Genomic DNA, 25001 nt, shown 5'->3' with positions numbered 1-25001 from the left:
CCGTTCGACTTGCATGTGTAAAGCATGCCGCCAGCGTTCAATCTGAGCCAGGATCAAACTCTTCAGTTCAATCTCTGTTTTTCCAGCATTGCTGCTGGAGGTCACTCACTCAAAATACTGACGAAATTTCCGAAGAGATTTACGTTTAATTTTGTGCGAGTGTTAAATAATAATTTGAGCATCAGTATCCAAAAGATACCGGGCTGATCTCATCTAACACCCACACTTATCGACTGTTTATTTTTAAAGAAGGCTGCTTACTTTCGTATTCGACGAAGCGTTTTGTTCGTCAGCAGCAGAGAAGCGAGATTATGCAGTGTTTCGTTTGAATCGTCAACACCCTCTTTTTTCCCTTCCTTTGCTGCGAGCATTGCTCAGCAGCGCGGGGACAGAACTATAGCCGAAGCCAAGCACCTCTGGCAAGGGTAAAATAACGGCCGTTACTTCTGAATGCCTATCATGACCATCCTGCTCACCACCCTCAACGCCCGCTATACCCACGCTTCGCTGGGATTGCGCTACCTGCTGGCCAACATGGGGGAGTGGCAGGAACAGACGAAAATCCAGGAATTCGTCATCGGCGCCAAGACCACGGAAATCGTCGAGCGCATCCTGCAGCACAACCCGAAGATCGTCGGATTCGGCATTTATATATGGAATGTCGAGGAAACCAATAAGGTGGTCGGCATGCTGAAACGCGTGGCGCCGCACGTCACCGTGGTGCTGGGCGGACCGGAAGTGTCGTACGAGACGGGCGAGCAGGAGATCGTCAAGCAGGCCGATTATGTGATCACGGGCTGGGGCGACGTCACCTTCCCCAAGCTGTGCGGCGAAATCCTCAACGGTCCCAAACCGATCATGAAGGTCCACGCTGGCCACCAGCCACCACTGGCCGACATCCAGCTGCCCTACTCCCTCTACTCGGACGACGACATCAAGAACCGCACCCTCTACGTGGAAGCATCGCGCGGTTGCCCGTTCAAATGCGAATTCTGTCTGTCCGCCCTGGACAAGACCGCGTGGCCATTCAATATCGACGCTTTCCTGGCGGAGATGGAATCCCTGTACCAGCGGGGCGCCCGCCTGTTCAAGTTCGTCGACCGCACGTTCAACCTGAATATCAAGACCAGCCTGAAGATCATGCAATTCTTCCTCGACAAGCTGGCGGCGAATCCCGACGACCCGGTCTATGCGCACTTCGAACTGGTGCCCGACCACCTGCCCGACGCGCTGAAGGAAGGCATCAGCAAGTTCCCGCCCGGCGCGCTGCAATTCGAGATCGGCATCCAGAGCTTCACCCCGGAAGTGCAAACGCTGGTCAGCCGTAAGCAGGACAACCAGAAGGCTGCCGACAATATCCGCTGGCTGTGCGACCACTCCACGGCCCACATGCACGTGGACTTGATCGCGGGCCTGCCCGGCGAAACCGTGGAAAGCTTCGCGGCCGGCTTCAACAAGCTGTGGGCGCTGGGACCGCACGAAATCCAGTTCGGCATCCTGAAGCGCTTGCGCGGCACGCCGATCATCCGTCATACGGAACCGTTCAACATGGTGTTCGACCCGCATCCGCCGTACACCATCCTGGCCAACAAGCACATTGACTTCCCCACCATGCAGCGCCTGGTGCGCTTTGCCCGCTATTGGGACCTGGTGGCCAATTCCGGCCGTTTCACCAATACCTTGCCCGTGCTGCTGGGTGCCACACCGTTTGAACACTTCATGGCGTTTGCCGACTGGCTGTATGCCAATACGGACGCCACGCACCGCATTGCTCTGGACAGGCTGGCAGCCATGGTACAAAAGTGGCTGGTGCAGCGGGGGATGGAACCGCAGGAAGCGGCGGCGCTGGTGGCCAGCGACGTGGCAACCGGCAAAAAGCATACCCACGAGGCGCCCAAGGCCGTGGCGCCACAACGCCAGGTGCGGCATCTGGCCGCCTGAGACACGGAACCACGGGGCAACGGGTCTGTTCGGGGCATAACAGAGCCGTAAGCGCACGCAACTGGCTCAAAGTGGCGCCAGGGAACAAACTCCCTTACACTTGAGCTTATGCCCAGCCCTCCCGCACCCTCCTTAACCATCAGTCCCGAGGTTGTTACTGCCAGCGGGACATGGCAAGTGCACGCACTGGCGAACCGCCACACGGTGAAAGCCGTGCAGGCGTCGCTCAAGCAATTGAAGGGAAAGAAAACCCGCTGGGATTTAAGCGGCATCGACGCCCTGGACCACATCGGCGCGCAAATGCTGTGGAATGCGTGGGACAAAAAGCGCCCCGCGGACCTGAAACTGGCCGACGGCCACGACGAATTCTTCAAACGGCTGGAAGACGCCGGCAAACTGCAACTGCCACGCCAGCGCAAGCACCGGCTCACGTCCGTCATGAAGCTGGGCTTTGCCGTGATGGGCTTCTTCGAGCACTTGCTGGGTTTTGTGAAGCTGATCGGCCAGGTCACGCAAGACATCTTCCGCTTTGCCCGCAATCCGATGCGGGGCCCCTGGCGCGAAATCTCCGCCAATATCTATCACGCCGGCTTTGAAGCGCTGGGCATCACGGCGCTGGTCGGCTTTTTGATCGGCGTGGTGCTGTCCTTCCTGTCGGCGCAACAGTTGCGCACCTTTGGCGGCGACATTTACCTCGTCAACCTGCTGGGCATGAGCGTCATCCGGGAACTGGGGCCGCTGCTGGCCGCCATCCTCGTGGCGGGCCGCTCCGGCTCCGCCATCACGGCGCAGCTGGGCGTCATGCGTGTGACGGAAGAACTCGACGCGCTGCTGGTGATGGGCATCTCGCACGGCTTTCGCCTGATCCTGCCGAAAGTGCTGGCCCTGGCCGTCTCGCTGCCATTGCTGGTGATCTGGACCGACACGATGGCGCTGATCGGCGGCATGGTATCGGCCAAGATCGAATTGAACTTGTCGTCGCGCTATTTCATCCAGAAATTGCCGGATGCGGTCCCGCTGGCAAACTACCTGATCGGCCTCGGTAAGGGCGTGGTATTCGGCATGCTGATCGCGCTGGTATCGTGCCACTTCGGCTTGCGCATCAAGCCGAACACGGAAAGCCTGGGCCATGGCACCACCACGTCCGTGGTGACCGCCATTACCGTCGTGATCCTGGCGGACGCCGTGTTTGCCATCATCTTCAATGGGGTGGGCTACTGATGAATGACGAGACCAAGCCCGCAACAATGCCTGCCGAAGACCCGTGCGCGTGCCCCGAAGGCAGCGGCGAACTGACGCTGGATGGCAGCGTCCCGGTGGTGCAGATCACCAACCTGCAAACCCGCTTTGGCCGCACGGTGGTCCACCAGGATGTGAACCTCGATATCGAGCAGGGCGAAATCATGTCCATCGTGGGCGGCTCCGGCACCGGCAAGACCGTCCTGCTGCGCCAGATGCTGGGCCTCGAGCGTCCCACCCGGGGCTGCGTGCGTATCTTTGGCGAAGACATCACGGAAGCCAACGCCGAACATTTACAGCAATTGCGTAACCACTGGGGTATGTTGTTCCAGCAGGGCGCGCTGTATTCCGCGCTGACGGTGTTCGACAATATCGCACAGCCGATGCGCGAACTGCGGACCTTGCCGGCCGACGTGGTCAATGATGCGGTGCTGCTGAAAATGAACATGGTGGGCCTGGGCCCGGAACACGCCGCCAAAATGCCGGCCGACCTGTCCGGCGGCATGATCAAGCGCGTGGCGTTGGCGCGCGCACTGGCGCTGGAACCGCAACTGCTGTTCCTCGACGAACCGACCGCCGGACTCGATCCGGATTTGTCGGAAAGCTTCGTGGCGCTGATCAAATCGCTGCACCGCGAACTGAACCTCACGGTGGTCATGGTCACGCACGATCTCGACACCCTGTTTGCGCTGTCGACCCGCATTGCCGTGCTGGCGGAAAAGCACGTGATCGCCGTGGGCCCCACGCGCGACGTGATCAAGGTGGATCACCCCTTCATCAAGGAATTCTTCCTCGGCGACCGCGGCAGACGCGCGCTGGAAGCGCTGGATGACAAGAACAAGGAATAATCATGGAAAACAGATCGCACGCCCTGATGACCGGTTTCTTTACGCTGACATTGCTGGCGGCGGCCATCCTGCTGGGCATCTGGTTCAACCGCGACCGCGTTGAACGGGACCCGTACATGATCGCCACCACGCTGTCGATCCCCGGCCTGAATCCGCAAGCGGCAGTACGCTACCGGGGCCTGGAAGTGGGCAAGGTCGACGACATCGATTTCAACCAGAAGGTGGCGGGCCAGATCCTGATTCACCTGTCGATCGACCCGGAAACGCCCATCACCAAAACCACCTATGCCACGCTGGGCTACCAGGGCGTCACTGGCATCGCCTATGTGCAGCTCGACGATGAAAAAACCGGCTCGCCGCTGCTGGGCACCAGCAAGAAAAACCCGTCGCTGATCCCGCTGCAACCAGGCTTGTTCGACCAGCTGGAAAAGCGCGGCAAATCCATCCTGTCGAAAGCGGAACAGGTGGCCGACCGCATGAACAACCTGCTCGATGACGAGAACCGCAAAGCCATGGTGCAGGCCTTTGCCGACGTCAGTGAAACGGCACGCGCTTACCGCGAACTGCCGACGAAACTGCAGCCCGCGCTGGACAAGCTGCCATCGCTGGTACAGCAAGCCAACGGCACGCTGGCTTCCGTCAACCGGCTGGCCGACGACGCCAAAGGCATCACCTCCAGCCTGCAGGGACCGAACGGCGCCATTGCACGGCTGAATAACACGGTGGACCGGGTCGGCCTGTCACTGGAAACCGTGGCGGGCGGCGTCGAACTGGAAACGCTGCCCAATATTAATGCGCTGACCGATGAGACCCGCTCGTCGATGCGTTCCGTGCGGCGCGCCATGAATACCCTGAACGAACGGCCGCAAAGCATCTTGTTCGGCAATGTGGAAACGCCGCCGGGCCCGGGCGAGCCGGGGTTTGCCGCGCCGGACGGCAAGCGCTGATAGCCGTAATCAATAGGGAGCGTTATCATTGCGGGTTGCCGCGACCCGGCGACATCACCGGGCACCACTGGACACCAAAGGACTGACGATGAACACCCCAACCATCCGCCGCCTGAGCACTTTGCTGACGCCGCTGTTGCTGCTGGGCGCCTGCGCATCGAAAGCGCCCGCTCCCGCCGTGTATGACTTCGGCCCGCTGTCCGCCATACAACCGTCGGCACAAACCACCCCCATGCCATCCGCACTGGTGGTCGCCGACGTCAGCGGCCCCGCCTCGCTGGACAGCAACCGCATGGTCTACCGCCTGCTGTACGCAGATGCGCAGCAGGCGCGCCCTTACGCACACAATAACTGGAGCGTCACGCCGCTGCAGCTGATGTCGCAGCGGCTGAAAGGCCGCATTGCGCAGGCCGGCGTCAAGGTGCTGGCCACCACGGATGCGGCGGTCGGCCTGCCGTTGCTGCGGCTGGAAGCGGATGACTTCAGCCAGCACTTCGACAATGCCGCCCACAGCACAGGCCAGGTCTCGCTGCGCGCGTCGCTGTTCCGCAACCACAAGCTGGTCGACCAGCGCACGTTCACCCGCAGCACCGAAGCGCCCAGCGCCGACGCGGCAGGCGGCGCCCGCGCGCTGGCGGCATCGACCGACGCGATTGCCGCCGATATCGTCGCGTGGCTGGCGGCGCTGCCGCAGCAATAAGACGGCGTCAGCATGATGGAACAGCCGGCCCTCACGCAACCGACAGTGCGCCAGCGCGCACCGTCGCCGGTGGCGCGCGCCACCCTGGTTGCGTATGCGGCGCTGATCATCTATGCCAGCTGGTATCCATTCTCCGGCTGGCATAACCAGGGCCTGTCGCCGTTCATCTTCCTGCAGCATACGGAAATGCCCCGCTACTGGACGCGGTTCGACGCCATCATCAACGTGGTGGGCTACATCCCGCTGGGCACATTGATCGTGTATGCGCTGTATCCGCGCGTGCGGGGCGTGCTGGCATTCCTGGTCGCGGCGCTGCTGGGCGCGTTTGTCTCCGGCCTGATGGAAGCGGTGCAGACTTACCTGCCCAGCCGCGTGTCATCGAACCTGGATTTCTATACCAACGCGGGCGGCGCCGCATTTGGCGCGCTGCTGGGCGTGCTGACCGTCACCCGCCTGCTCGATGGCAGCCCGCTGTACCGGATACGGCAGCGCTGGTTCGTGCAGCACACCAGCCAGGGCCTGGTCTTGATGGCGCTGTGGCCGCTGGCGCAGATTTATCCGCAAAGTTTCTTGTTCGGACACGGGCAAATCCTGCCCATCCTGTCGGACTGGATGTCCGAATGGCTGGACATGAGCATCGACCTGGTGGAATTGCTGCGGCCGGGGGTGGAATTGACGGTGGAGCAGTACTGGCTGTCGGAAACCATCGTCACCGCGTGCGGCATGGTGGGCGCGGGTTTGACCCTGCTGTGCCTGACGCGCCGGCCATCACCCCGCGCGTGGCTGCTGGTGGCGCTGGTCACGTCCGCCGTCATCATGAAGTCGCTGGCCACGGCGCTGCTGTTTTCACCGGAAAATGCGTTCGTCTGGGTCACACCGGGCGCGCAGGGCGGCTTTTTGATCGGCGCCATCATGCTGTCCGGCCTGGTCTTCGCCCCACACCAGGCACAACGGCGGCTGGCGGCCATTACCATCGTACTGAGTTTATTAATTGTTAATTCCACGCCACTGAATCCGTATTTCCTGTCGACATTGCAGGGCTGGGTACAGGGTAAATTCCTGAATTTCAATGGCGCGGCCCAGTTCCTGGCCGTCATGTGGCCGTTTTTCGCGCTTTGGTTCCTGCTGTTGCCATCCCATAAGCTGAACCCCCAATAAGCGCTGTCCGCGGGGGACGGGTATCATAGCGGCCTGAGGATAAGCGAGGCCCATCATGAGCAACGACAACAACAAACCGTATTTCGAACGTCACGTGTTCTTTTGCATGAACAAACGCGACGACGGCCGCAACAGCTGCGGCGACCATGGCGCGGAAACCGCGCAAAAACACGCGAAAAAGCGCTGCAAGGAACTGGGTATCAACGGCCAGGGCAAAGTCCGCATCAACCAGGCCGGCTGCCTGGACCGCTGCGATGAGGGCCCCGTCATGGTGGTATACCCGGAAGGCACGTGGTACACCTACGTGGACACCACCGATATCGATGAAATCATCGATTCGCACCTGGTGGGCGGCAAGCCCGTGGAACGACTGAAAATCTGATCCCCATGCTGAACAAAAACTCTGAACGCTTCACCATCGCCGGCGGCGCCGGCCAGATGGAAGGTTTGATCGACCTGCCGGCCGACGGCGCGGCGCCGCGCGGTATCGCATTGGTCGCGCACCCGCACCCGCTGTATGGCGGCACCATGGACAACAAAGTGGCCGTCACCCTGATGCGCACCTTTGTCGGCCTGGGCTACGTGGTGGCCCGCATCAATTTCCGCGGCGTGGGCGCGTCCGAAGGCGTGCATGACCATGGCCATGGCGAAACGGACGACATGGGCATGCTGTACCAATACATGACGCAAAAGTTCCCCGGCTTGCCGGTGACGCTGTCCGGCTTTTCGTTCGGCACCTACGTGCAGTCGCAACTGGCCAAACGCCTGGCGGAAGCCGGCACGCCGGCCCAGCGCCTGGTCCTGGTCGGCGCCGCCGCCGGCAAATGGCAAATGGCCGATATTCCTGCCGACACCATTCTGATCCACGGCGAGCTCGACGACACCATTCCATTGCAGGCGGTGCTGGACTGGGTCCGCCCGCAAGATATACCCGTGATCGTGGTTCCCGGCGCCGACCACTTCTTCCACCGCAAGCTGGGCCACATTAAATCGTGGGTCCAGGCGCTGTGGCGAATCGAGCCGGCGAGCGGCCAAGTGCGCGACTCCGACGACGAGTGAACCTCTATAATGTCGGCCATTCTCTAGACCAACCGTATATTGAGCAATATGAAAAAATACCTCGCAGCACTGGCGACCAGTGTGCTGTTGATGACTTCCGCAGTCGCTCAAACCATTCCGGCACCAACCATCGCCGCCAAATCGTGGCTGTTGCTGGACATGACGAGCGGCCAGATCATCGCTTCGCAAGACCCGAACGCGCGCGTCGAACCCGCGTCGCTGACCAAGATCATGACGGCCTACGTGACCTTTCAGGCCATCCGCGACAAGAAACTCGACCTGAACCAGAAGGTCAACGTTTCCGTCAAGGCGTGGAAAGTCGATTCCAGCAGCTCGAAAATGTTCATCGACCCGGCCACGCCCGTGTCGATCAACGACTTGCTGTACGGTTTGATGGTGCAATCCGGTAACGATGCGGCTGTTGCCCTGGCGGAAGCCGTGGCCGGTGACGAAGGCACGTTCGTGACCCTGATGAACCGCGAAGCGCAGCGCATGGGCCTGACCAATACCCGTTTCGCCAATCCGCACGGCTTGCCCAGCCCGGAAAACTATTCGACCGCGCAAGACTTGTCCGTATTGGCCAAGCACGTGATCAAGGATTTCCCGGACTTTTACAAGATCGATTCGGTGAAAAGCTTCACCTACAACAAGATCACGCAACCGAACCGCAATCGCCTGCTGTGGCTGGACCCGACCGTCGACGGCATGAAAACCGGCCACACGGAAGCGGCCGGCTATTGCATGATCGCGTCGGCCAAGCGCCCGAACGGCGGCAACGGCGACCGCCGCCTGATTTCCGTGGTGCTGGGCACCGCATCGGATGGCGCCCGCACGGCGGAAAGCCAGAAGCTGCTGAACTGGGGCTTCCAGAACTTCGACACGGTCAAGCTGTATAGCAAAGGCCAGGTGATCGACAATCCGGAAATCTGGAAAGGTTCGCAGAACAAGGTCAAGGTCGGCTTCACGCAGGACGTGCTGGTGACCGTGCCGAAAGGCGTCGCGCAAAAGATGAAACCGCAGCTGGAACGCAAGGACCCGCTGGTGGCCCCACTGGCGGAAAACACCCGCGTGGGTTCCGTCAAGATGATGGTGGACGGCAAGCCGCTGCTGGAATTGCCGGTGGTAACGCTGGAACCGGTCGGCCAGGCATCGATTTTTGGCCGCGCGATCGACTCCGTACGACTCTGGATGAAGTGATGCACGTCCCCATCTATGCAGGAGGCTTGCAGCTGTCCTGCGTCGTCGCGGGCATGTGGCGGATGACGGAATGGGGCATGGCGCCGGCGCAGCGGCTGGCGTTCATCGAGCAATGCATGGACTTGGGCGTGACCAGTTTCGACCACGCCGATATTTATGGCGACTATGGCGTGGAAACGCTGTTCGGCGAAGCGCTGGCGTTAAAACCGTCGCTGCGCGACAGCATGCAGATCGTCAGCAAATGCGGCATCAAGCTGCTGTCCGCCAAACACCCGAGCCACACGATCCAGCACTACGACACCACGGCCGCGCACATCACGGCGTCGGCCGAGACGTCGCTGCGCGCGCTGCGCACGGATTACCTGGACTTGCTGCTGATTCACCGCCCCGACCCGCTGATGGATTTCGACGAGATCGCAGGCGCCTTTACGCGCTTGCGCGAGCAGGGCAAGGTCAAGCATTTCGGCGTCTCCAATTTCAGCCGCCACCAGTTCGAAGCGCTGAACCGCCGCATCGCGCTGGCCACCAACCAGGTGGAATTCTCGCCGCTGCACCTGGCGCCGATGTTCGATGAAACCTTCGATGGGTTGCAAGACGTGGGCGTGGCGCCGATGATCTGGTCGCCATTGGGCGGCGGCCGTCTGTTCTCGGGGGGCGACGCATCCGATGCTGAAGCCCATGCGCGCCTGCGCGCCGTGATCCAGCGCGTCGCCGACGACGTGCAACGCCCGTTTGCTTCGGTGGTGTTTGCGTGGATCATGCAGCTGCCGTGCCGTCCCGTGCCATTGACGGGTTCCGGCCGCATTGCCGCCATTGCGGAAGCCGTGGCCGCCACGGAATTCACGCTGAGCCGCACGCAATGGTTTGACATCCTGCGCGCGGCGCGGGGACACGAGGTCGCGTAATTTCCGAGTAACTTAGAGGTCTTCGTTGCCGTACACGATGGGGGGCGCAATGCCCTTCCATCCCGATTTCCACGCCAGGTTCAGCGCCAGCGTGCCCGCCACGTACACAACGAAGAACAGCGCGAAGAACGACGTGGTCAGCCAGGCGAACAGCGCCAGGCACGCCACCAGCAACACCAGCGCGGCCTTGCTCTTCTTTTGCTTGGAGCTGGGGAAGCGGATGGTGGACACCATCAGGAAGCCCACCAGCAGCAACAGCACGACGATCAGGTACGCGTGGCGCGCCGTGGTGGCAGGTTCCGGCCACGCCACCACGGCCGACGCCACGCAGGCGGCGCCCGCGGTAATCGGCATGCCGACAAAGTATTTCGGGTCCGTGCGTCCCACCATCACATTGAAGCGGGCCAGCCGTAACGCGCCGCACGCGACAAAAATAAAGCTGGCGATGCCGCCGATGCGCAGCAACTGCCCGTGATCCTGCCCCAGCAGCACGAATCCATAGCAGTACAACAGCACGGCGGGCGCGCAGCCGAAATTCATCACGTCGGCAATCGAATCGAGCTGCACGCCGAATTCCGAGCTGGTGCCGGTGGCGCGGGCAACAAAGCCGTCCAGCGCATCGAATACGCCGGCCAGCACCAGCAGCGCGGCCGCCATCTGGTAATCGTGCGCATCGCCGAGGTAGGCATTGTCGACGGAAATGACAATGCTGCCGAAGCCGCAGGCAATCGACAGCAACGTGACGAAGCTGGGTAAAGCGAACTTGGCGCGCTGCAAGCGCTTCTTGGGTAGGGTCATCAGTTTCTTATGTTTCTTATGGCTAAGGTTGCTAGGAAAATCATTTCGCCTATTTTACCCCGCCCCCCAAGCGCGTCTTGATGTGTAACAAATGTAAGCAGCGTCGCCCCTGAAGAGCCCTGGCATAAAATCAAAGCAAGGAGATTTTCATGGACGCCTTACTGCGGTGTAAACCCTTGCTGCTGACCGCTGCACTGGCGGCCATCCTCACTGCCTGCGGAGGCGGCGGGGGCGGCAGCGACGTCGCCAGCATCCCGACCACACCGGTCACACCGCTCGTCCCTGCGCAGCCGGGTTCTCCCACGCAAACGGGCGATACCGCCACCGATGGCTACAACTGGTTCAACTACCGCCGCCAGCAGGTGGGGCTGTCGGTACTGGCGCGCAGCTCGCTGATCGATGCCGCCGCGCAGGGCCATTCGGATTACCAGCGGCTCAACAACACCATTACGCACGACCAGACCAGCGGCAAGCCGGGTTATACGGGCGCTACCCTGCAGCAGCGGCTGACCGCCGCCGGTTACCGCCTGTCCGGCGCCAATATCTATGGCGAAGTGATTTCCGCCGCCAACCAGACGTCGGGCTTTTATCACGCGGAAGAATTGATCGGCGCGATCTACCACCGCTTCGTGATTTTCGAACCGGTATTCCGCGAGATGGGCACGGGCGCCGCCACCAGCAGCAATTACACGTATTTCACGGCGGATTTCGCCGCCAGCGGCGGCTATGGCCCCGGCGTCGGCCGGGGTAACCTGGCGCACTACCCGGCCACCAGCCAGACCATGGTGCCGACCAATTTCTTCAGCGACAGCGAAGCGCCGGACCCGGTGCCTGACCGTAACGAAGTCGGTTATCCGATCAGCGTGCAAGGCGACGTCACGTCCACCGTCACCGTGAAGAGCTTCACCGTGCGCCAGCGGGGCGGCGCGGATTTGCCGGCGCGCCTGCTGTCCAACGCGGCAGACAGCCACACGCCGAAATCCGCCGCCGCCATCGTCCCGCTGGCCGTCCTGAAATCCGGCACGGTCCATGACGTGACCTTCGCCGGCACTGTCGATGGCATTGCCGTCAGCCTCAATTGGTCTTTCACGACCAGATAACAACGTTGTGATACACCAACGTTCGGCGCGTCTGCTAAATTGTGGTGATGACTTCTTACGTCGATCCCGGCGAACCACCCGCCGTACAGCACATCCTCGATATCGAAGAGGGGCTGGATCGCCTGATGGGCGACCAGCAGTTGTACGTGCAAATGCTGCGCCGCTTCCGCCAGGATTACCAGCACGTGACAGGCCTGGTGCGGCAAGCGCTGGCGCAGGGCGACACGGAGCGTGCGCAGCGCCATATCCATAGCCTGAAAGGCGCGTCCGGCATGATCGGCGCGCAGGAATTGCACCATTTGGCGATCGCCGCTGAACACGGATTCCATTCGGCTGGGCTGGAATTGCAGGCAAGCCTGGCGCTGGTGGAAACCGCGCTGGCAGGCTTGCTGCGCGTGCTGGACGTCTACCTGCAGGATACGGTGAACGGCCCCGGCGCCATCAGCCAGGCGCGCGCACCCGCGACGCCGGAAACGCGCGCGCTGCTGGCGCGGCTGGCCATGCTGCTCGATGAGGGAAATGGCGATGCCATCGATGTGCTGGAACAGTCAGCCACGCTGCTGGCATCGTGCCTGGGCGTGGCGAAATTCCAGGAAGTGGCGTCCGCCGCGCACCAGTATGATTTCGAAGGCGCGCTGGCCGCGCTGCAACCGGCGCTGGCCGGCTGAAGCGCGTTCGTTGACTTCACTTACTTTGTAAATTCGTCTTCTTCGTCGAAAGCGTCGTGGCACTCCTTGCCGCAAAAGCGTTTCACGCTGTCGAGCGGCTTGTCGCAGTACCAGCAAAAACCTTTCGCCGGCAACGATTGCCGGGTGTCCACTCGGCGCGCCATGGGCGGCGGCATCGTGCTTGCATCGTCGGGCGGATTATTCTGTAGCGGCTCCACGGATTTCCCCTTTTCAGACACAGATTCTGCGTGGCAAAAGCTCACATTGCCTGAACCCATAATAGCAGGATTGCCGCGTGGCTACAGGCTCTCTTGTGTGTGTTGGCTCACACTAGCACACAAATTTTTGGGTCCACCAGAGGGAGAAAAAATCTTTAAATTGAAATGAAAAAAATGATAGTAGCGATAGCGAAATTACATCCCTAAAACCCATCTCTCGTAACGTCCCGCACCCTGTCTGATATGGCCGCATAATCCCCAACTGTGCCTGTTCACCCCGCAGCCATTCCATGAGAATCGGTTGTACAGACAAGGGAGAGCATATGTTAGGTTTCACCGCGCTGGAACTGGCGCGCATACAGTTCGGCTTCACGATTTCCTTTCACATCATCTTCCCCGCCATCACGATCGGCCTGGCCAGCTACCTCGTGGTGCTGGAAGCATGCTGGCTGCGCACGGGCCGCACGCTGTACCGCGACCTGTACCACTTCTGGTCGAAAATCTTTGCCGTCAACTTCGGCATGGGCGTGGTGTCCGGCCTCGTCATGGCTTACCAGTTCGGCACCAACTGGAGTTTCTTTTCCGATTTCGCCGGCTCCGTGACGGGGCCATTGCTGGCCTATGAAGTACTGACCGCGTTCTTCCTGGAAGCGGGCTTCCTCGGCGTCATGCTGTTCGGCTGGCAGCGCGTGGGGCCGGCACTGCACTTCATGGCGACCGCCATGGTGGCGCTGGGTACGCTGGTTTCGGCCACGTGGATCCTGGCGTCCAACAGCTGGATGCAAACGCCGCAGGGCTATGAAATCGTCGACGGCCGCGTGGTGCCGACCGACTGGCTGGCCATCATCTTCAACCCGTCGTTCCCGTACCGGCTGGTGCACATGAGCGTCGCCGCCTTCCTTGCCACGGCGCTGCTGGTGGGCGCGTCGGCCGCCTGGCATCTGCTGCGGGGCACGGATAACGCGGCGATCCGCAAGATGTTCATGATGGCGCTGTGGATGGTGGCCATCGTCGCGCCGATCCAGGCCATGATCGGCGATGCCCACGGTTTGAACACACTGAAGCACCAGCCGGCCAAGATCGCCGCCATGGAGGGGCACTGGCGCCACGGCGCGCCCGGCGAAGGCGTGCCGCTGATCGTGTTCGGCTGGCCGGACATGGAGCGGGAACAAACCCGCTTCAAAGTCGAAATTCCCCGACTCGGCAGCATCATCCTCACGCACAGCCTGGACGGCCAGGTTCCCGCCCTGACGGACTTCGCGCCGCGCGACCGGCCCAACGCCACCATCGTGTTCTGGTCGTTCCGCACCATGGTGGGTCTCGGCATGCTGATGATCCTGCTGGGCGTGTCCGGCCTGCTGCTGCGCTGGCGCGGCACGGTCTGGCACAACAAGGCGTTCCTGCGCTTTGCCATCTGCATGGGACCGGCCGGCATCGTCGCCATCCTGGCCGGCTGGTTCACGACGGAAGTGGGGCGCCAGCCGTGGGTCGTGTACGGCGTCATGCGCACGGCCGACGCCGTGTCGCGCCACGGCGTGGCGGCGCTGGGCACCACCCTGGCGATCTTCATTGTCGTGTACATCGCAGTCTTCGGTACCGGCATCGCTTACCTGCTGCGGCTGATCCGCAAGGGCCCCGTCATCGATGAAGGCGCCCATCCGGAAACCGGCGGCCCGGGGCTGCCGCGCACGCCGGCGCGGCCCATGTCCGCCGCGCGCAAATCCGACCGCGACGACGCGGCCGCGTCCACGCCGACATCTGCGGAGGAGAACTGACATGGGGATCGATCTTTCCATCATCTGGGCCGTCATCATCCTGTTCGGCATCATGATGTATATCGTCATGGATGGCTTCGACCTGGGCATCGGCATCCTGTATCCGTGCTTCCCTGACCGGCATGAACGGGACGTCATCATGAACACGGTGGCGCCGGTCTGGGACGGCAACGAAACGTGGCTGGTGCTGGGTGGCGCGGGCCTGCTGGCCGCGTTCCCCCTCGCGTATTCCGTCATCCTCAGCGCGCTGTACCTGCCGCTGATGTTCATGCTGGTGGGGCTGGTGTTCCGCGGCGTCGCCTTTGAATTCCGCTTCAAGGCGCTGGACCATGAGCGCCATTTCTGGGACAAGGCCTTTATCGGCGGTTCCATCACCGCCACGTTTTTCCAGGGCGTCGCGCTGGGCGCGTACATCCAGGGCTTTCCCGTCGAGGGCCGCGCCTTTGCCGGCGGCCCGCTGGACTGGGTGACGCCGTTCGCCCTGTTCTGCGGACTGGGCTTGCTGGCCGCCTATGCGCTGCTGGGCAGCACGTGGCTGATCATGAAAACGGAAGGCCCGTTGCAGGATCATGCGTACCGCATCACGCGGGTGCTGGTGTGGGCGCTGCTGGCCGCGATCGCCATCATCAGCCTGTGGACGCCGCTGATCGATGCCCGCATCGCGGCGCGCTGGTTCACCTTCCCCAACCTGCTGTGGTTTGCCCCCGTGCCACTGCTGGTGGCGGCGTGCGCATGGCGGCTGCTACGCGCGCTGGCCGGCCGCAAGAACCGGCAACCGTTCCTCTACACGCTGGCGCTGATTTTCCTCGGCTACACGGGGCTGGGCATCAGCGTGTGGCCGCACATCGTGCCGCCGGGGATTTCAATCTGGCAGGCCGCCGCGCCGGCGCAAAGCCAGGGCTTCGCGCTGGTGGGGGCGGTGCTGATCATTCCTGTCATCCTCGCGTACACGGTGTGGTCGTATTACGTCTTCCGGGGCAAGGTGCGCGTCGGGGAGGGGTATCACTGATGCGCGCACTGTGGCTGAAACGGCTGGGGTGGCTGGTGTTGATCTGGTGTGCCAGCGTGGGAGCGCTTGGACTGGCGGCGTTATTGATGCGCTGGCTGATGAATGCTGCAGGATTGAACCGCTGATATGCGTTGTGGCCGACACATGCGATATCGGGGTGCACGCACGGCGACAATCCTGCGGATTACCGCCCTACGGTGACACGTGAACCGGCATAGCGGGCGCTGTGGTTGCCAGGCAGCCCAGTCCGCGCAATGTCGCTTCCACCGCGTCATCGAGCGCCGTATGCGGCTCGTGGCCCAGGGTGGCGACCAGCTTCGCGTTATCCATGCGCACCGGCTGGCGCCACAGGTAGCGCATTTCCAGCAATTCGCGCAAGGTTTCCACGAATGGCGACGCGAGTTTCAACAGCCACCATGGCACAGCACGGATCGCGGGCGCCTTGCCGCCGTGGCGCGCCACCACGCGGCGGATCGCCTGCACCATGGCCGTGCCATCGGCATCCCAGTGGCCGCCCATGTGGAACGTGGCAAACGGTGGCAGCGTATCGCGCCGGGCGATCAGCGCCAGCATGGTGCGCGCCACGTCCGGCAAATAAGCCCACTGGTGGCCGACACCCGCATCGGATGGATTGCTGATGCTCGTCACCGGTCGCCCCGGTTTCAGCAAACCCTGCGAAAACCAGCTGTTGCCCACCTGCGGCCCAAAGAAATCTCCGGCCCGCACCACCAGCACGCGGCCGCCCTGCCCCGCGTAATCGCGCAGGCGCTGTTCCATTTCCACGCGGATCCGGCCCTTGCCGGTGACGGGATTTTGCGGCGACTCTTCCGTCACGTGCGGAAACGCATCCGGGCCATAGTTGTAGACCGTGCCGGGCAACACCACCAGCGCGCCGCTGCGGCGGGCCGCCGCAATGGTGTGGTCGATCATCGGCAGCACCAGCTTCGACCAGTTGCGGTAACCGGGCGGATTGACTGCGTGGACGATGACGCTGCAACCCTCGGCCGCCTGCGCCACGTCGGCGGCGTTCAATGCATCGCCACTCAGCCACAGCATACCGTCGCGCCGTTCCGACGGCTGCGCCATGCCGCGCTTCAGCGCCTTGACCGTCCATCCCGCGTCGCGCATCTGGCGCGCCACTTCGCCGCCGATACCACCGCTCGCACCCAAAACCAGTACCGTTTTTTCTGCCGTCATTACCGCCTCCGTGATTGAGTTGATGGATGACAGCGTACCTTGGCGGCAGTTCAATTAAAATTAGTGAACATCATCTAGCCACTATACAAAATTGTATGACTCAACCAATTGAATGGGAGTGGTACCGCGCCTTCCTCAGCGTCTTGACGGAAGGGTCTCTGTCCGGCGCCGCCCGCGCGCTGGGCATTACGCAGCCGACGGTGGGCCGCCATATCGCGGCGCTGGAGCAAGCGCTGAACCTAGTGCTGTTTACGCGCTCGCAGGCGGGATTGCTGCCGACCGACGCGGCGCGCACCCTGCAACCCCATGCGCAAGCCATGGCCAGCACGGCGGCAGCGCTGGAGCGGGCCGCCACGGGCGAAGGGCAAGGTATTCATGGCGTGGTGCGGGTCACGGCCAGTGAAGTGATCGGCGTGGAAGTGTTGCCGCCCGTTGTGGCGGCGCTGCGCGAACAGCATCCGGCGCTGAAAATCGAACTGGTGCTGTCGAACCGCGTGCAGGATTTGCTGCACCGGGAAGCGGACATCGCCGTGCGCATGACGCCGCCGAAGCAGACGCAGTTAATCGCGCGCCACGTCGGCAATATCGAACTGGGCTTGCATGCCCGCGCGGATTACCTGGCCCGCCATGGCACACCTGCCACGATCGAAGACTTGTCCTCCCACACGGTGATTGGTTTTGACCAGGTCACGCCCTTTATCCGCAAGGCGTTAAGCAGCATGCCCGCCTTCAGCCAAGACGTGTTTTCCGTGCGCACCGACAGCGACCTGGCGCAACTGGCGATGATCCGCACCGGCGTCGGCATCGGTTTTTGCCAGGCGCCACTGGCCCGGCGCGATCCGGCCCTGGTGCGCGTACTGCCGCAGGCATTTGCGCTGCAATTGGGCACGTGGATCGCCATGCATGAAGATTTGCGCAACAGCCCGCGCTGCAGGGCTGTGTTTGATGCGCTGGCGGGGGGATTGCGGGCTTACCTGGATACTGAGATTTGACGATGTTGAGCCGCATTGGCTGAAATGCGCCTCACAACATGAGGCGTATTTCACTGATGCTGACTTACTTGCCAATACAGAACCGGCTAAAGATCACCCCCAGCAAATCATCCGGCGTAAACTCCCCGGTAATGCTGGACAACTGGTTCTGCGCCAGCCGTAACTCTTCCGCGAACAAGTCCAGCGACTGGTCCGACACGGCTGCATGCTCGCCCGCCAGCGCCAGGTGTTTGGCGGCCGACTTCAGTGCGATCAGGTGCCGCTCGCGCGCCAGGTACAGCGATTCGCCCGTCTGCTGCCAGCCCGCGATGCGCAGCAGTTCCGCGCGCAGCAGGTCGATGCCCTCGTGCTCGTGCGCGGACAGGTAAATGTGCGTGGCGTCTTCCGCCGCGTCGACACCCGGCTTGTGGCCGGACAAGTCGATCTTGTTCCACACGCGCACCACCGGCACGCCCTCGGGGAAATTGGCGACGATGGCTTCGTCCTGCCGCGTCGGGCCCTGGTCGGCGTCCAGCAAGTGCAGGATCACGTCCGCCTTTTCCACTTCGCCCCACGTGCGCTCGATGCCGATGCGCTCCACCAGGTCGGTGGCTTCGTCATGGTGGCGGATGCCAGCCGTGTCGATGATGTTGAGCGGGATGCCTTCGATCTGGATGGTCTCACTGACCTTGTCGCGCGTGGTGCCGGCGATCGGCGTGACGATGGCGACGTCGGCGCCGGCCAGCGCGTTGAGCAGCGACGATTTGCCCACGTTCGGCTGGCCCACCAGCACCACGTTCAATCCTTCGCGCAGCAGCGCGCCCTGCGCCGCCTGGCGGAACACGGTGTCCAGCGCTTCCACGATGCCGGTCAGTTGGCCACGCGCATTGGATTTTTCCAGGAAGTCGATTTCCTCTTCCGGGAAGTCCAGGGTCGCTTCCACCAGCATGCGCAAGTTCGTCACGCGGTCCACCAGCGCGTGGATGGTTTTCGAGAAAGCGCCCGACAGCGATTGCGACGCGGATTTCGCGGCAGCTTCCGTCGACGCATCGATCAAGTCCGCCACCGCTTCGGCCTGCGCCAGGTCCAGCTTGTCGTTCAGGTAGGCGCGGCGCGTGAATTCGCCCGGTTCCGCCAAACGCAGGCCGGATTCGTGGCCCGCTTCCAGCACGCGCTGCAACAGCATTTGCAGCACGATGGGGCCGCCGTGGCCTTGCAGTTCCAGCACGTCTTCGCCGGTGTACGAATGGGGCGCCTTGAAATAGATCGCGATGCCCTGGTCGATGACCGTGCCATCCGCCTGCTTGAACGGAATGTAGGTGGCGTGGCGCGCTTTCAGGCTGGTGTCGCCGAACAGCGCCTGCGCCAGCGGCTGCAAGTTCTTGCCCGAGGCGCGGACCACGCCGATGCCGCCGCGGCCGGGGGCGGTGGCGATGGCGGCGATGGGGGAGGTGTCGAGTTTCATGTCGTCGATTCTAAAGAAAAAGCCCGTGGGGGACACGGGCCTTTGGTACAGCTTGTGGTGTTGACGCTGCGTTACTTCGCGTCAGGCGCAAACTTCTTGGTGATCACGTATTGCTGGCCGATGGACAGCACGTTGTTCACCACCCAGTACAGCACCAGGCCGGACGGGAAGAAGAAGAACATCACGGAGAATGCCAGCGGCATGAACAGCATCATCTTCGCCTGCACCGGATCGGCCGGCTGCGGGTTCAGCTTGAAGGTCACGTACATCGAGATCGCGTACAGCACCGGCAGCACGAAGAACGGGTCAGGCTGGGTCAGGTCGGTAATCCAGCCCACCCATGGCGCGCCGCGCATTTCGACCGACGCGTTCAGCACCCAGTACAGCGCCAGGAAGATAGGCATCTGGATCAGGATCGGCAGGCAGCCGCCGAACGGATTGATTTTCTCCGTCTTGTACAGTTCCATCATGGCCTGGTTCAGCTTTTGCGGATCGTTCTTGAAACGCTCGCGCAGCGCCGTCATTTTCGGCGTCACGACTTTCATGCGCGCCATGCTGCGGTAGCCGGCTGCGGACAGCGGGAACAGCGCCAGTTTGATCAGGATGGTGAACGCAATGATGGTCCAGCCCCAGTTACCCAGCACCACGTGGATCTGGTCCAGCAGCCATTGCAGCGGCTTGGCCACCACGGTCAATTTGCCGTAATCCTTCACCAGCTCCAGGCCGGTGGCGACTTTTTCCAGCGCCTTGTCGTCCTGCGGGCCGGAATACAGCTTGGCCGTGTTCGACAGTGTCGCGCCTGGCGCCACGGTGCCCAGTGGTTCCAGCACGCCGATCGCGTACAGGTTGGTGTCGACCTTCTTGGTGAAGATCTCGCGCTGCTGCTTATCCTGCGGCACGAATGCCGACACGAAGAAGTGCTGCGAAATCGCGATCCAGCCGTTGTCGGCTTTCTCGGCATGGCCTGGATCGAGCTTGGTGCCTGGATTTTTCTTCAGCGATTCGTCGTTTTTCTCGACCTTATCGAAGGTCAGTTTTTCATAGTGCTTGTCTGCCGTGTACAGGGTCGGGCCCGTGTAGCTGGAATTGAACCAGGTGTCGCCTTCCGGCTTGTTGCCGTCGTGGACCAGCTGCATGTACAGCTGCGGCGCCAGCGGCGCGGTGGACAGGTTGGTCACGTCGTGGCGCACGTCGATGGTGTAGTCGCCGCGCTTGAAGGTGAAGGTTTTCACCAGTTTCACGCCGCCCTGCTCCGACTCCAGCACCAGTTGCACCTGGTTGCCGTCGCCCAGCACGCGGGCGCCCGGTTTCGCGGTGAAGCCGCTGGTGTGGTTAGGCAGGCCAGGCGCGCCAACCAGGCCGGTTTGCGCCAGGAATTTGCGGTTGCCTTCCTGCTGGAACAGCACCTGGTTTTTCTTGGTATCGAGCTTGTCGTGGTGCTTCAACAGCTCCAGGCGCGTGATCACGCCGCCCAGGGTGTCGATGTCGGCCTTCACCACGTCGGTGGTGATGGTGACGGTTTCGCGCTTGAATGGCGCAGCGTCGGTCGCGCCCGATGCGGCGGCCACCGCGGCCGCACTTGCGGCAATCGCGGAGGTGGACGCAGGCAGGTCCGATTTCTTGGCGGCTGCCGTGCTTGACGCCGGAGCAGGCGGCGCGAACATGGAAGGACGGCCGGTGGAGATCATCCAGTTGTTCCAGAGCAGGAACAGCGATGCGCCGAACACGATCCACAGTATGGTACGTTTATTGAGTTCCATTACGACACTTATCAGGAGTGGTTGCAACCGCAAGCGGTCGAAGAATGCTTGGCCGGGACGGGATCAACTCCGCCCGCGTTCCAGGGGTGGCAGCGGCACACGCGGCACACTGTCAGCCAGCTGCCACGCGCGGCGCCGTGGACACGGAGCGCTTCCAGCGCGTAGTTGGAACAGCTGGGATAGAAACGGCAGCGCGGCCCCAGCATGGGGCTGATGGCTACCTGGTAAAAGCGCAGCAGCAAAGTCAGCAGCTTGCTCATGTGGCTCATTTTGGAATGCGTGCCTTCTTTTGGGAGGCAAACAGGCGCGTGAGTTCCTGGCGCAGTTCCACCTTGAGTTTGGTGGTCGTGGCCGGCTGGTCTTTGCTGTTGACGGGGCGCGACAAGCGCACCACGCAGTCGATAGGAGGCAGAGCGGTCACGCGGAACAATTCGCGGGTGACACGTTTGATGGTGTTGCGCGTAACGGCGCGCGGCGCAAATCGTTTCGCCACCACTACCCCGAGCCGCGCATGCGCCAGCTCATTGGGACGGGTGTAGAGCACGAAGTGCGCGCTTTTTTGCACAGGGCGCAAACGAAAAACGGATGAAAATTCATCCGTTTTTATGATGCGCCGAGCGCGTGCGAAGTCGTGTGAACCTTCGCCTGTCGAGCCGTTCGTCTGAAGGCTGTCCACGCGATCAGCTAACAAGCGGATGGCTTATACCACTGCCAGACGCTTGCGGCCTTTGGCGCGACGCGCGTTCAGGACCTGGCGGCCACCACGGGTAGCCATACGAGCACGGAAGCCGTGGGTACGCTTGCGGCGCACTACGGAAGGTTGGTAAGTACGTTTCATGTTGGTCTCGCTGAAAAAGCAAACAAAACCGGAGCAAAAAGCCCCGTCTTTAATATGGTGCCAATGACATTTCGCGCACCTATGCCGTCCGGCACAGCTGGGTCCATCTCATCGCCCGCTACTGTAAATCCACGCTTATCCATATATGTTCATGTGAATAAACACGGCATACGGGCGGGGAACCCTGAATTATCAATAGATTGGCGGCCCTTGTCAACCATCAATGCGTTTCGGCACGGAGATGCATCCCCGGCCACAGTGCATTTCCAGCCACAAATCGACCGCAGAGTATACCCTCCAAACACAAAAAAAATCCCCGCGCGCCTGTGGATAACCTTGTGCATAGGGAGTAGAATAGCGCGTTACGCTTGGCGATCGGACCGCCTTGCAGCACCTTAACTGATAGAAGATTCAATGGAAAATTTCTGGCAGACCTGTTCCGCGCAACTGGAACTGGAACTGACCCCGCAACAATTCAATGCGTGGATTAAACCGCTGGTCCCTCTCGATTTCGAAGAGGGAAAGCTGCGCATTGCCGCGCCCAATCGCTTCAAGCTGGACTGGGTGAAGTCCCAGTTCGCGAGCCGCATTACCGCGCTGGCCTGCCAGTACTGGGAAGCGCCGACGGAAGTCCAGTTCGTGCTCGACCCGCGCCTGTCCGCCAATAAAAAACCGCCCGTGGCGACTGCCGCAGCCCCCGCCGCGTCCGATGCGGCGAGCGCCCCCGGTTTCAATGGCGCGCCGGCGGCACCGGCCATCACCGGCATCTCGAATGCGGTGCAGGAAAACCTGGCCAACTCGCCGCGCCGCGAACAAAGCCGCATCAACACCGACCTGACGTTCGACAGCTTCGTGACCGGTAAGGCCAACCAGCTGGCGCGCGCCGCCGCGATCCAGGTGGCGAACAACCCGGGCGTGTCGTACAACCCGCTGTTCTTCTACGGCGGCGTGGGCCTGGGCAAGACCCACTTGATCCACGCGATCGGCAACCAGGTGATGGCGGACCAACCCAATGCGCGCATCCGCTACATCCACGCGGAGCAATATGTGCGCGACGTGGTGACGGCGTACCAGCGCAAGGGCTTCGACGACTTCAAGCATTACTACCACTCGCTGGACATGCTGCTGATCGACGATATTCAATTCTTCGGCGGCAAGAGCCGCACGCAGGAAGAATTCTTCTATGCGTTCGAAGCGCTGATCGCGGCAAAAAAACAGATCATCATCACGTCGGACACGTATCCAAAAGAGATCACGGGCATGGACGACCGCCTGATCTCCCGTTTCGATTCGGGCCTGACGGTGGCGATCGAGCCGCCGGAGCTGGAAATGCGCGTCGCGATTTTGCTGAAGAAGGCAAAATCCGAAGGCGTGACCCTGAACGACGACGTGGCCTTCTTCGTGGCCAAGCACCTGCGTTCCAACGTGCGTGAACTGGAAGGCGCGCTGCGCAAGATCCTGGCTTATTCGCGCTTCCACGGCAAAGACATTTCCATCGACATCGTCAAGGAAGCGCTGAAGGATTTGCTGTCGGTGCAGAACCGCCAGATCTCCGTGGAAAACATCCAGAAGACGGTGGCGGACTTCTTCAACATCAAGGTCGCCGACATGTATTCGAAGCGCCGCCCCGCCAACATCGCGCGGCCGCGCCAGATCGCGATGTACCTGGCCAAGGAGCTGACGCAGAAAAGTTTGCCGGAGATCGGCGAGCTGTTCGGCGGCCGCGACCACACGACCGTGCTGCACGCCGTGCGCAAGATCGCCCAGGACCGCACCAAGAACCCGGAATGCAACCACGAACTGCACGTGCTGGAGCAGACGTTGAAGGGTTAATGGGATGCGGGCATGGCGGCGTCGCTGCGCGAAACCGCCCTACGGAATACAGGAGTTGGCCATAACAAAATCCGTGGCCCGGAATCCGTAGGTCGGTTTTGCGCAGCAAAGCCGACAGCCTTCCGCAAAATTTGTTATTAGAAGAATATCGTTAATTTTTCACATTGAGGATACACACATGCAATTGGTCAAAACCACCCGAGATACGTTACTTCGGCCACTGCAGATCGTGAGTGGTATTGTCGAGCGTCGGCACACTATGCCGATTCTGGCCAATATCCTCATCCGCAAAGATGGCGAAAACGTATCGTTCCTGTCGACCGACACGGAAGTGCAGATCACCACGCACGCGGAAATCGGTTCGGGCGCCGACGTGACCGGCACCACCGTGGCCGCGCGCAAGCTGCTGGACATCCTGCGCGCGCTGCCGGAATCCGGCGACGTGACGATGACGCTGCTGAACAAGCGCCTGACGGTACAAACCGGCAAATCGCGCTTCGCGCTGCAAACGCTGGCGGCCGAGGAATTCCCGACCGTGCAGCAAGCCGACAGCTACACCGCCTCGTTCGCCCTGCCGCAAAAAACCCTGAAGCACCTGTTCAACATGGTGCACTTCTCGATGGCGCAGCAGGACATCCGCTACTACCTGAACGGCCTGCTGCTGGTGCTGGACGGCCAGAACGTGATCGCCGTGGCCACCGACGGCCACCGCCTGGCGTTCTGCCAGGTGGCGACGGAGCAGACGTTCGAGCGCCAGGAAGTCATCATCCCGCGCAAGACCATCATCGAGCTGCAGCGCCTGCTGGAAGAAAACGACGAGCCGGTGCAAATGGACATCGCCGCCAACCAGGTGAAGCTGACCTTCTCCGACATCGAACTGATTTCGAAGCTGGTGGAAGGCAAATTCCCCGACTACACGCGCGTGATCCCGAAGGGTTACAAGAACGACTTCACGATTTCCCGCGACGAGCTGCTGCGTTCCCTGCAACGCGCGGCCATCATGACCAGCGATAAATTCAAGGGCGTGCGCTGCATCCTGGCGCCAGGCAGCCTGAAAATCAGCTCGACCAACGCGGATCAGGAAGAAGCCGTGGAAGAACTGGAAATCGACTACGGTGGCGACGCCATCGACATCGGCTTCAACGTGACGTACCTGCTGGACGTGCTGAACAACCTGAAGTGCGACCAGATCAACATCTCGCTGGGCGACTCGAATTCGTCGGCGCTGATTTCGATTCCTGAGAACCAGGACTTCAAGTACGTTGTGATGCCGATGCGGATTTAAAATGCCCGCGTGCCGCGGGAAGCAACGGCGGACGGCGGCTTCGTAGAAACCGCCCTACGAAACGCCTGATTCCCGTAGGGCGGCTTTTAC

The 25001-nt window shown here is 61.7% G+C and carries 26 protein-coding genes and 1 rRNA gene; 18 read left to right on the top strand and 9 right to left on the bottom strand.

The genetic code is table 11. The features are described 5' to 3' along the window. A 16S ribosomal RNA gene (locus GJ700_RS31965) occupies positions 1-69 on the bottom strand; the annotation flags it as partial. Positions 70-459: 390 nt separating this feature from the next. On the opposite strand from GJ700_RS31965, the gene GJ700_RS31960 reads away from it, so the two are divergent. The 10 genes from GJ700_RS31960 to GJ700_RS31915 all read left to right on the top strand — a co-directional run bounded on the left by GJ700_RS31960 (position 460) and on the right by GJ700_RS31915 (position 9994). Then, positions 460-1941, top strand: coding sequence for a B12-binding domain-containing radical SAM protein (locus GJ700_RS31960; protein WP_154381733.1), 1482 nt, complete (start codon positions 460-462; stop codon positions 1939-1941). A 108-nt stretch (positions 1942-2049) separates the two neighbouring features. Further along, positions 2050-3162: an MlaE family ABC transporter permease gene (locus GJ700_RS31955; protein WP_154381731.1), complete on the top strand. Its 1113-nt coding sequence runs from the start codon at positions 2050-2052 to the stop codon at positions 3160-3162. A 26-nt stretch (positions 3163-3188) separates the two neighbouring features. Further along, positions 3189-4028 (top strand): ABC transporter ATP-binding protein, encoded by an 840-nt coding sequence (locus GJ700_RS31950; protein ID WP_154381749.1) that lies wholly within the window; start codon positions 3189-3191, stop codon positions 4026-4028. Positions 4029-4030: 2 nt separating this feature from the next. Continuing rightward, positions 4031-4975, top strand: coding sequence for an MlaD family protein (locus GJ700_RS31945; RefSeq protein ID WP_154381730.1), 945 nt, complete (start codon positions 4031-4033; stop codon positions 4973-4975). An 88-nt stretch (positions 4976-5063) separates the two neighbouring features. Then, positions 5064-5675, top strand: coding sequence for an ABC-type transport auxiliary lipoprotein family protein (locus GJ700_RS31940; protein ID WP_154381728.1), 612 nt, complete (start codon positions 5064-5066; stop codon positions 5673-5675). 15 nt (positions 5676-5690) lie between these two features. After that, positions 5691-6833, top strand: coding sequence for a VanZ family protein (locus tag GJ700_RS31935; protein WP_154381747.1), 1143 nt, complete (start codon positions 5691-5693; stop codon positions 6831-6833). 55 nt (positions 6834-6888) lie between these two features. Beyond that, on the top strand, positions 6889-7215 hold the full coding sequence (locus GJ700_RS31930) for a (2Fe-2S) ferredoxin domain-containing protein (protein ID WP_154381727.1): 327 nt from the start codon (positions 6889-6891) through the stop codon (positions 7213-7215). A gap of 8 nt (positions 7216-7223) precedes the next feature. Continuing rightward, positions 7224-7892: an alpha/beta hydrolase gene (locus GJ700_RS31925; RefSeq protein ID WP_154381745.1), complete on the top strand. Its 669-nt coding sequence runs from the start codon at positions 7224-7226 to the stop codon at positions 7890-7892. A gap of 48 nt (positions 7893-7940) precedes the next feature. Continuing rightward, on the top strand, positions 7941-9089 hold the full coding sequence (locus GJ700_RS31920) for a D-alanyl-D-alanine carboxypeptidase family protein (RefSeq protein ID WP_154381725.1): 1149 nt from the start codon (positions 7941-7943) through the stop codon (positions 9087-9089). Next, positions 9089-9994, top strand: coding sequence for an aldo/keto reductase (locus GJ700_RS31915; protein ID WP_229507365.1), 906 nt, complete (start codon positions 9089-9091; stop codon positions 9992-9994). The genes GJ700_RS31920 and GJ700_RS31915 overlap by 1 nt, the downstream gene beginning before the upstream one ends. 12 nt (positions 9995-10006) lie before the next feature. Here GJ700_RS31915 and pssA read toward each other — a convergent pair whose 3' ends face one another. After that, on the bottom strand, positions 10007-10792 hold the full coding sequence (gene pssA / locus GJ700_RS31910) for a CDP-diacylglycerol--serine O-phosphatidyltransferase (RefSeq protein WP_154381723.1): 786 nt from the start codon (positions 10790-10792) through the stop codon (positions 10007-10009). Between the two features lie 149 nt (positions 10793-10941). On the opposite strand from pssA, the gene GJ700_RS31905 reads away from it, so the two are divergent. Together GJ700_RS31905 and GJ700_RS31900 are read left to right on the top strand one after the other, a co-directional pair. Then, positions 10942-11892, top strand: coding sequence for a CAP domain-containing protein (locus GJ700_RS31905; RefSeq protein WP_154381721.1), 951 nt, complete (start codon positions 10942-10944; stop codon positions 11890-11892). A gap of 47 nt (positions 11893-11939) precedes the next feature. Further along, the gene (locus tag GJ700_RS31900) at positions 11940-12560 is read left to right on the top strand and encodes an Hpt domain-containing protein (RefSeq protein WP_154381741.1); all 621 of its coding nucleotides are present in this window, start codon (positions 11940-11942) and stop codon (positions 12558-12560) included. A 20-nt stretch (positions 12561-12580) separates the two neighbouring features. Here the strand turns inward: GJ700_RS31900 and GJ700_RS31895 are convergent, their stop codons facing one another. Then, on the bottom strand, positions 12581-12778 hold the full coding sequence (locus tag GJ700_RS31895) for a hypothetical protein (RefSeq protein ID WP_154381719.1): 198 nt from the start codon (positions 12776-12778) through the stop codon (positions 12581-12583). A gap of 323 nt (positions 12779-13101) precedes the next feature. Between GJ700_RS31895 and GJ700_RS31890 the strand changes: the two genes are divergently transcribed. From GJ700_RS31890 to GJ700_RS31880, 3 genes are read left to right on the top strand one after another with little or no spacing between them, the layout of a single operon-like run. Then, the gene (locus tag GJ700_RS31890) at positions 13102-14553 is read left to right on the top strand and encodes a cytochrome ubiquinol oxidase subunit I (RefSeq protein WP_154381717.1); all 1452 of its coding nucleotides are present in this window, start codon (positions 13102-13104) and stop codon (positions 14551-14553) included. Position 14554: 1 nt separating this feature from the next. Beyond that, a complete protein-coding gene (gene cydB / locus GJ700_RS31885) occupies positions 14555-15562 on the top strand; it encodes a cytochrome d ubiquinol oxidase subunit II (protein ID WP_154381715.1) in 1008 nt (335 codons plus the stop codon). Further along, a complete protein-coding gene (locus GJ700_RS31880; RefSeq protein ID WP_154381713.1) occupies positions 15562-15687 on the top strand; it encodes a DUF2474 domain-containing protein in 126 nt (41 codons plus the stop codon). Before cydB ends, GJ700_RS31880 begins: the two co-directional genes overlap by 1 nt. A 67-nt stretch (positions 15688-15754) precedes the next feature. Here the strand turns inward: GJ700_RS31880 and GJ700_RS31875 are convergent, their stop codons facing one another. Beyond that, on the bottom strand, positions 15755-16759 hold the full coding sequence (locus tag GJ700_RS31875) for an NAD-dependent epimerase/dehydratase family protein (protein ID WP_154381711.1): 1005 nt from the start codon (positions 16757-16759) through the stop codon (positions 15755-15757). Positions 16760-16854: 95 nt separating this feature from the next. Between GJ700_RS31875 and GJ700_RS31870 the strand changes: the two genes are divergently transcribed. Next, on the top strand, positions 16855-17751 hold the full coding sequence (locus GJ700_RS31870) for a LysR family transcriptional regulator (protein WP_154381709.1): 897 nt from the start codon (positions 16855-16857) through the stop codon (positions 17749-17751). 64 nt (positions 17752-17815) lie between these two features. Here the strand turns inward: GJ700_RS31870 and mnmE are convergent, their stop codons facing one another. From mnmE to rpmH, 5 genes are all read right to left on the bottom strand, one after another. Next, entirely contained in the window at positions 17816-19195 is a 1380-nt protein-coding gene (gene mnmE, locus GJ700_RS31865) for a tRNA uridine-5-carboxymethylaminomethyl(34) synthesis GTPase MnmE (protein WP_154381707.1), read from the bottom strand. 71 nt (positions 19196-19266) lie between these two features. Beyond that, complete coding sequence (gene yidC, locus GJ700_RS31860; protein WP_154381705.1) at positions 19267-20955, bottom strand: membrane protein insertase YidC; 1689 nt, start codon at positions 20953-20955, stop codon at positions 19267-19269. Between the two features lie 11 nt (positions 20956-20966). Next, positions 20967-21215, bottom strand: coding sequence for a membrane protein insertion efficiency factor YidD (gene yidD, locus GJ700_RS31855; protein WP_229507368.1), 249 nt, complete (start codon positions 21213-21215; stop codon positions 20967-20969). 5 nt (positions 21216-21220) lie between these two features. Further along, positions 21221-21631, bottom strand: coding sequence for a ribonuclease P protein component (gene rnpA, locus GJ700_RS31850; protein WP_371868226.1), 411 nt, complete (start codon positions 21629-21631; stop codon positions 21221-21223). Between the two features lie 24 nt (positions 21632-21655). After that, positions 21656-21793: a 50S ribosomal protein L34 gene (gene rpmH, locus GJ700_RS31845; protein ID WP_078035393.1), complete on the bottom strand. Its 138-nt coding sequence runs from the start codon at positions 21791-21793 to the stop codon at positions 21656-21658. A gap of 414 nt (positions 21794-22207) precedes the next feature. On the opposite strand from rpmH, the gene dnaA reads away from it, so the two are divergent. Beyond that, positions 22208-23626, top strand: a complete 1419-nt coding sequence (gene dnaA, locus GJ700_RS31840; RefSeq protein WP_154381699.1) for a chromosomal replication initiator protein DnaA — start codon at positions 22208-22210, stop codon at positions 23624-23626. A gap of 178 nt (positions 23627-23804) precedes the next feature. After that, the gene (gene dnaN / locus GJ700_RS31835; RefSeq protein WP_154381697.1) at positions 23805-24911 is read left to right on the top strand and encodes a DNA polymerase III subunit beta; all 1107 of its coding nucleotides are present in this window, start codon (positions 23805-23807) and stop codon (positions 24909-24911) included. Positions 24912-25001 lie beyond the last annotated feature (90 nt).

The organism is Pseudoduganella rivuli (assembly GCF_009674485.1).
Classification (GTDB): Bacteria; Pseudomonadota; Gammaproteobacteria; order Burkholderiales; family Burkholderiaceae_D; genus Rugamonas; species Rugamonas rivuli_B.
The sequence above is the reverse complement of the archived record's forward strand: the minus strand, read 5'-3'. Positions and strand labels throughout refer to the sequence as shown.

Excerpts from the sequence above, each read along its gene's own strand:
- GJ700_RS31935 (WP_154381747.1), top strand. The coding sequence starts at position 5,691 with ATGGAACAGCCGGCCCTCACGCAACCGACAGTGCGCCAGCGCGCACCG.
- GJ700_RS31930 (WP_154381727.1), top strand. The coding sequence starts at position 6,889 with ATGAGCAACGACAACAACAAACCGTATTTCGAACGTCACGTGTTCTTT.
- dnaA (WP_154381699.1), top strand. The coding sequence starts at position 22,208 with ATGGAAAATTTCTGGCAGACCTGTTCCGCGCAACTGGAACTGGAACTG.
- GJ700_RS31900 (WP_154381741.1), top strand. The coding sequence starts at position 11,940 with ATGACTTCTTACGTCGATCCCGGCGAACCACCCGCCGTACAGCACATC.
- GJ700_RS31880 (WP_154381713.1), top strand. The coding sequence starts at position 15,562 with ATGCGCGCACTGTGGCTGAAACGGCTGGGGTGGCTGGTGTTGATCTGG.
- GJ700_RS31940 (WP_154381728.1), top strand. The coding sequence starts at position 5,064 with ATGAACACCCCAACCATCCGCCGCCTGAGCACTTTGCTGACGCCGCTG.
- GJ700_RS31905 (WP_154381721.1), top strand. The coding sequence starts at position 10,942 with ATGGACGCCTTACTGCGGTGTAAACCCTTGCTGCTGACCGCTGCACTG.
- GJ700_RS31945 (WP_154381730.1), top strand. The coding sequence starts at position 4,031 with ATGGAAAACAGATCGCACGCCCTGATGACCGGTTTCTTTACGCTGACA.
- dnaN (WP_154381697.1), top strand. The coding sequence starts at position 23,805 with ATGCAATTGGTCAAAACCACCCGAGATACGTTACTTCGGCCACTGCAG.
- GJ700_RS31870 (WP_154381709.1), top strand. The coding sequence starts at position 16,855 with ATGACTCAACCAATTGAATGGGAGTGGTACCGCGCCTTCCTCAGCGTC.
- yidC (WP_154381705.1), bottom strand. The coding sequence starts at position 20,955 with ATGGAACTCAATAAACGTACCATACTGTGGATCGTGTTCGGCGCATCG.
- pssA (WP_154381723.1), bottom strand. The coding sequence starts at position 10,792 with ATGACCCTACCCAAGAAGCGCTTGCAGCGCGCCAAGTTCGCTTTACCC.
- cydB (WP_154381715.1), top strand. The coding sequence starts at position 14,555 with ATGGGGATCGATCTTTCCATCATCTGGGCCGTCATCATCCTGTTCGGC.
- GJ700_RS31890 (WP_154381717.1), top strand. The coding sequence starts at position 13,102 with ATGTTAGGTTTCACCGCGCTGGAACTGGCGCGCATACAGTTCGGCTTC.
- GJ700_RS31915 (WP_229507365.1), top strand. The coding sequence starts at position 9,089 with ATGCACGTCCCCATCTATGCAGGAGGCTTGCAGCTGTCCTGCGTCGTC.
- rpmH (WP_078035393.1), bottom strand. The coding sequence starts at position 21,793 with ATGAAACGTACTTACCAACCTTCCGTAGTGCGCCGCAAGCGTACCCAC.
- GJ700_RS31920 (WP_154381725.1), top strand. The coding sequence starts at position 7,941 with ATGAAAAAATACCTCGCAGCACTGGCGACCAGTGTGCTGTTGATGACT.
- yidD (WP_229507368.1), bottom strand. The coding sequence starts at position 21,215 with ATGAGCAAGCTGCTGACTTTGCTGCTGCGCTTTTACCAGGTAGCCATC.
- mnmE (WP_154381707.1), bottom strand. The coding sequence starts at position 19,195 with ATGAAACTCGACACCTCCCCCATCGCCGCCATCGCCACCGCCCCCGGC.
- GJ700_RS31955 (WP_154381731.1), top strand. The coding sequence starts at position 2,050 with ATGCCCAGCCCTCCCGCACCCTCCTTAACCATCAGTCCCGAGGTTGTT.
- GJ700_RS31875 (WP_154381711.1), bottom strand. The coding sequence starts at position 16,759 with ATGACGGCAGAAAAAACGGTACTGGTTTTGGGTGCGAGCGGTGGTATC.
- GJ700_RS31960 (WP_154381733.1), top strand. The coding sequence starts at position 460 with ATGACCATCCTGCTCACCACCCTCAACGCCCGCTATACCCACGCTTCG.
- GJ700_RS31950 (WP_154381749.1), top strand. The coding sequence starts at position 3,189 with ATGCCTGCCGAAGACCCGTGCGCGTGCCCCGAAGGCAGCGGCGAACTG.